The organism is Roseomonas rosulenta, assembly GCF_016106005.1.
Classification (GTDB): Bacteria; Pseudomonadota; Alphaproteobacteria; order Acetobacterales; family Acetobacteraceae; genus Neoroseomonas; species Neoroseomonas rosulenta.
This window is the reverse complement of the sequence record NZ_JACADR010000316.1, coordinates 1-4,765: the sequence shown is the minus strand read 5'-3', so window position 1 is coordinate 4,765 and position 4,765 is coordinate 1. Positions and strand designations below refer to the sequence as shown.

Genomic DNA, 4,765 nt, shown 5'->3' with positions numbered 1-4,765 from the left:
CGTCGCGACACCGGCAATGCGCGCCAGCGGCACGGCGCCGCGCGCCGCGGCATGGTCCGCCGTCTCCAGCACCAGGAAGGCGCCGAGCGCCCCGCCGACGAAGCCGCCCGCGCCGCCGCGCGCCGAGACCGGCGCGAAAGGCCCGCGCCACACCGCACCGCCCGCGCCATACAGCAACACCAGGTCCCAGCGCTGCGACACGTAGGCGCCGCCCACCAGCGCGATCCCCCCGCGCCCCTCGGCGAGCCGCGCCGCGGCGATCCGCACCGCGTCCGCCGCCGCCGCCTCCTCGCCCATGAAGGTGCGCGAGGATCCGGTCACGCCGTGGACGATCGAGATGTTGCCGGCCAGCAGGTTCGACAGCTGCGCCAGGAACAGGGTCGGCCGCAGGTCGGTGGCCAGCCTCTCGTTCAGGATCGGCCCGGCCTCGGCGGCCGGCATGGCGCACAGCGCGCCTGCCACGGCCTCGTCCACCGCGATGTCGCGCTCGCCCCCGCCGGCGGCGACCACCAGGTGCATGTCCGCCACCAGCCCGCGCGCGCCGGCCTGGTCGATGGCGAGCCCCGCGGCATAGGTGCCCAGGCGCTGCCAGGGCTCCATCTGGCGCTGGTCGCCCTTCTTCGGGATCTGCGCGTCGAAGCTCATGGCCGGCAGCGGGTGCACGGCATAGGGCGCGAAGGCCGCCTCATCCAGCACCGGCTTCGCGCCGGGCTGCGACAGCACCTGCCAATGCGCCTCCGGCCCCTCGCCCAGCGAGGAGACCAGGCCGATGCCCGTGATCACCACATCCTGCCGCGTCATGCGAGGCCGAGCTCCTGCCCGCGCGCCCGCATCGCCGCAGCGAGTTCCGGGGCGGGGAAATCCATGATGCGAAGGGTCAGTTCCGCGTCGCAGATGCGCTTGCCGCCGGCCTCGATCCGCGCCTTGGTCACGGCATAGCCCGACCCGTCATGCAGGCGCTGCGCATGCACCGTGACCGGCGTGCCGGGCCCGATGAAGGAGCGGAACTTCGCCTCCTTCACCCCCATCAGGAAGGGCATGCGCTCGAACGCCATGAGCTTGAGCAGCAGCCAGCCGGAGGCCTGCGCCATGGTCTCCACCAGAAGCACGCCCGGCATCAGCGGATAGCCGGGGAAATGCCCCTCGAAGACCGGGGAGGCCTCGGGGATGGTGCTCTCGACCACGATGGCCTCGCCCTCCAGCGCGGCCACGCGGTCGATCATCTGGAAGTATTCGAGGCGCACGTCGCCGGGTCTCAGCCGCCCTTGGCGGCGACCAGCTCGTCGATGCGGGCGGCCAGGTTCTTCATCACGAAGTACTGCTCGGCCGGCGCCGTGCCGGCGTTCACTTCCTGCGTCCAGGCCTCGACCGGGACCTTGATGCCGAAGGCCTTGTCGATGGCGAAGACGATGTCGAGGAAGTCGAGGCTGTCGATGCCCAGGTCGTTGATGACATGGCTGTCGGGCAGGATCTTGTCGCGCTCGACCTCGCTGTTCTCGGCGATGATGTCGGCGATGCGGTCGAAGGACGAGGCCATGGGTGGCCCTCCGTGGGGAATCCGGGGTGGGGGTGCGGGTTGGGGGGCGTCTTTGGCGCGAAAGGCGCCGGAAGGCAAGCATAGGGGCGCGGCGACGCCCCCGGCCATGCCCCCGGGGAGATTCGAACTCCCACACCCTTGCGGGCGAGCGATTTTGAGTCGCCTGCGTCTACCGTTCCGCCACAGGGGCCCAGGCCTGGGCCGCTCCCATCCCTAACCGGGCCGGCCGCGCCGGTCCAGACGGCCTATTCCGCCGCCGCCGCCCGCTCCGGCGCGGGCACTTCGCGCGTCTCGAATTCCGCCGGGCCGGTGATCTCGAGGATCTCGACATCCTCGGAATGGGCGATCTCGCGGTGCTTCACCAGCCGCGGCTGGTAGCAGCAATCCCCGGCGTGAAAGGTCTTCTCGCCGATATCCTCGTATTCGAACCTCACCCAGCCCTTGAGCACGAAGAACATCTGGAAGGGCAGGTCGTGGGTGTGCCAGGCGCCGGTGGCGTGCGCGCCGGGGATGCCGCGGATCACATGCGCCCCGAAGGCGCCGCCCGTGGCCTCCTTGATGCCGAGGTCGCGGTATTCGAAGAAGGCGCGAAGGCCGCGCTTGAACTCGGCCTCGGCGGCGTGGCTCGTGGTGGTGCGGGTCATGCTGTCCTCCCTTGTCCTATGCCAGCGGCAGGGCGACGTGGCGCGTGAAGCCGGGCCGCGTCTTCAGCGCCTCGTAGTAGCGGGCCAGGTTCGGCAGATCGGGCCGCGCGATCGGCAACACGTGCCAACGATGCACCCAGCAGCCGAGCGCGATGTCGGCCAGCGTCAGCGCCTCGCCGCACAGGAAGCGCCGGCCCTCCAGCCTGGCATCCAGGATCTTCCACAGCCGGCCGGCATCCTCGCGCGCCTTGGCTTCGGCCTTCCAGTCGCGGTCCGGCTCGGGGATTCGTACATGGGTGAAGAAGATCGTGACCATCGGCGCCGTGACATGGCCGAGCGCCCAGTCCATCCAGGTCTCGACCTCGGCGCGCGCGCGCGGCGCGTCGGGATAGAGCGTCCCGCCCGGGGCGTACGCGTTGCACAGGTAGCGGGCGATGGCGTTGCTCTCCCACAGCGCCCAGCCATCCTCCTCCTGAAGGGTCGGCACCAGGCCCATCGGGTTCATGGCGCGGTATTCGGGCTCGCGCGTGCGGCCGAAGGCGCCGCCCGCATCGATGCGCTCGTAGTCCAGGCCAAGTTCCTCGAGCGTCCAGAGCACCTTCATGACGTTGGACGAACTCGCCCGGCCCCAGAGCTTGCGCATCACGCCCCTCCCGCAGTGTCCGGGAGAGGCTAGGCGCGGGGCGGGCGGCGGTCCAGCGGGGTGGTGCGCCGCAGTGGCGCGCGCCATCGCGACACGCCCCCTTGCGCGCTGCGCTGTTGCGTGGCGTCCGCGCCGCCATGGCACCGACTGGGGCATTCCGCCCCGCGGCGCGGGTGTTGCGTGCCGGGGCATCGCCGGCTGTTGCGCGCCAGGGCGCGACGCGCGACATCCCCTGCCATGGCCTCCGCCCTCCTCATCCTCCTCCTGGCCGCCGGCGCGCCGCTTTTCGCGATGGGCAGCGAGACCTGGTGGGGCCTCGCCCCCTGCGCGCTCTGCCTGTGGCAGCGCTGGCCCTACTGGGTGGCGGCGGCGCTCGCGGCGGCCGCGGTGGTGCTGCCGGGGCGAGGGCGCGTGCTGCTGCTCTCCGCCGCCGGTCTCGCGGCCTTCGCCTCGGCGGCGATCGGTGGCTTCCATGTCGGCGTCGAGCAGGGCTGGTGGCCCTCCCCGCTGCCGGGCTGCGCCGCGCCCACCGCGGGCGCCGCGCTGTCGATCGACGACATGATGCGCAGCCTCGCCGCGGCCCCCACGAAGCCCTGCGACGCGCCTACCTTCTTGGTCCCCGGCCTGCCGCTTTCCATGGCGGCGATGAACCTCATCTATGGCGTGGGGCTCGGGCTGCTTGCCCTGACCCTGGCCCGCAGAGGACGAAGCGCATGACCACCCGCACCACCGGCGAGACCCGCCTGCCCGGCGACCCCACCCCACGCGACTATGTCGAGCGTGCCATCCGGGTGGACCATGCAGGCGAATACGGCGCCAAGCGCATCTACCAGGGCCAGCTGGCGGTGCTCGGCCGCAGCAAGTACGGCCCGATGATCGAGCACATGCAGGCGCAGGAGCAGGTGCACCTCGACACCTTCTCCCGCCTCATCGGCCAGCGCCGCGTGCGCCCCACCGCGCTGCTGCCGATCTGGCACGTGGCGGGCTTCGCGCTCGGCGCCGCCACCGCGCTGCTCGGCCATCGGGGCGCGATGGCCTGCACCGTCGCGGTCGAGGAAGCGATCGACGAGCACTACCGCGCGCAGGAGGAGGCGCTGGGCGAGGACGAGGCCGAGCTCAAGGCCCATATCGCCCAGTTCCGCGCCGAGGAGCTGGAACACCGCGACATCGGCCTGGAGAACGAGGCCGAGCAGGCGCCGGCCTATCGCCTGCTGAGTGCCGCCATCAAGGCCGGCTGCAAGGTGGCGATCCGCCTCAGCGAACGCGTCTGACACGGCGGCGATGAGCGCCACCACGGCTCGCGCCGGGGCGATGCCCTGGCCTGCGCTGGCTGCCGCCCTGCTGCTGGCAGGTGGCGCGGCGTGGCTCGGCGCGGGCTTCGGCTGGCGCCAGGCGGCGCTGTGGGGGGTGGGCGCGGCGCTGGGCGTCGCGCTCTACCACGCGACCTTCTCCTTCGCCGGCGGCTTCCGCGCCCTGCTGGCCCGGCGCCGCAGCGCGGCCTTCCGGGCGCAGCTGGCGATGCTGGCGATGCTGGTCGCGCTGATGCTGCCGGCGATCGAGACCGGCAGCCTGGCCGGTGCGCCGGTGCGCGGCATCGTCTTTCCGCTCGGCCTCGCGGTGGTGGTCGGCGCCTTCCTGTTCGGGATGGGCATGCAGCTCGGCGGCGGCTGCGGGTCGGGCACGCTCTACACGGCAGGCGGGGGCAGCCCGCGGATGCTGCTGACCCTGGCCTTCTTCGTGGCCGGCGCGACGCTGGCCGCCTGGCAGGCGGAGGCCTGGTCCGACCTGCCGGCACTTCCGGCGGTGACGCTGCCCGGCCTGGTTGGGCTGTGGGGGGCGGTGGCGCTGAGCCTCGCCCTGCTGGGCGCCGCCGGCCTCGCCGCCTGGCTGGCCGAACGGCGCCGCCATGGCGCCGCGGAGCCGCTGCCCTGGCGCGGCGGC

At 72.7% G+C, this 4,765-nt stretch carries 8 protein-coding genes and 1 tRNA gene; 3 read left to right on the top strand and 6 right to left on the bottom strand.

The annotated features are described in order from the left end of the window. The 6 genes from HW578_RS23085 to HW578_RS23060 all read right to left on the bottom strand — a co-directional run. Positions 1-801, bottom strand: an 801-nt coding sequence (locus tag HW578_RS23085) for a beta-ketoacyl-ACP synthase (protein WP_198373060.1), incomplete at its 3' end; no start/stop codon positions are given. After that, positions 798-1,244, bottom strand: a complete 447-nt coding sequence (locus tag HW578_RS23080; RefSeq protein WP_198373059.1) for a 3-hydroxyacyl-ACP dehydratase FabZ family protein — start codon at positions 1,242-1,244, stop codon at positions 798-800. The genes HW578_RS23085 and HW578_RS23080, both read right to left, overlap by 4 nt. Positions 1,245-1,255: 11 nt before the next feature. Beyond that, positions 1,256-1,537: an acyl carrier protein gene (locus HW578_RS23075; protein ID WP_188965576.1), complete on the bottom strand. Its 282-nt coding sequence runs from the start codon at positions 1,535-1,537 to the stop codon at positions 1,256-1,258. 107 nt (positions 1,538-1,644) lie between these two features. Next, positions 1,645-1,727: transfer RNA gene (locus tag HW578_RS23070), tRNA-Leu, on the bottom strand. A gap of 55 nt (positions 1,728-1,782) precedes the next feature. Further along, positions 1,783-2,181 carry a cupin domain-containing protein gene (locus HW578_RS23065; protein WP_198373058.1) on the bottom strand — a complete coding sequence of 133 codons (399 nt, stop codon included), beginning with the start codon at positions 2,179-2,181 and terminating at the stop codon, positions 1,783-1,785. Positions 2,182-2,197: 16 nt separating this feature from the next. Beyond that, on the bottom strand, positions 2,198-2,824 hold the full coding sequence (locus HW578_RS23060; RefSeq protein WP_198373057.1) for a glutathione S-transferase family protein: 627 nt from the start codon (positions 2,822-2,824) through the stop codon (positions 2,198-2,200). Positions 2,825-3,061: 237 nt separating this feature from the next. Between HW578_RS23060 and HW578_RS23055 the strand changes: the two genes are divergently transcribed. The 3 genes from HW578_RS23055 to HW578_RS23045 all read left to right on the top strand — a co-directional run. Beyond that, entirely contained in the window at positions 3,062-3,541 is a 480-nt protein-coding gene (locus HW578_RS23055) for a disulfide bond formation protein B (protein WP_198373056.1), read from the top strand. Beyond that, positions 3,538-4,095 carry a demethoxyubiquinone hydroxylase family protein gene (locus HW578_RS23050; RefSeq protein ID WP_198373055.1) on the top strand — a complete coding sequence of 186 codons (558 nt, stop codon included), beginning with the start codon at positions 3,538-3,540 and terminating at the stop codon, positions 4,093-4,095. The genes HW578_RS23055 and HW578_RS23050 overlap by 4 nt, the downstream gene beginning before the upstream one ends. Before the next feature lie 10 nt (positions 4,096-4,105). Beyond that, positions 4,106-4,765, top strand: a 660-nt coding sequence (locus tag HW578_RS23045) for a YeeE/YedE thiosulfate transporter family protein (protein WP_198373054.1), incomplete at its 3' end; no start/stop codon positions are given.

Excerpts from the sequence above, each read along its gene's own strand:
- HW578_RS23075 (WP_188965576.1), bottom strand. The coding sequence starts at position 1,537 with ATGGCCTCGTCCTTCGACCGCATCGCCGACATCATCGCCGAGAACAGC.
- HW578_RS23065 (WP_198373058.1), bottom strand. The coding sequence starts at position 2,181 with ATGACCCGCACCACCACGAGCCACGCCGCCGAGGCCGAGTTCAAGCGC.
- HW578_RS23060 (WP_198373057.1), bottom strand. The coding sequence starts at position 2,824 with ATGCGCAAGCTCTGGGGCCGGGCGAGTTCGTCCAACGTCATGAAGGTG.
- HW578_RS23055 (WP_198373056.1), top strand. The coding sequence starts at position 3,062 with ATGGCCTCCGCCCTCCTCATCCTCCTCCTGGCCGCCGGCGCGCCGCTT.
- HW578_RS23050 (WP_198373055.1), top strand. The coding sequence starts at position 3,538 with ATGACCACCCGCACCACCGGCGAGACCCGCCTGCCCGGCGACCCCACC.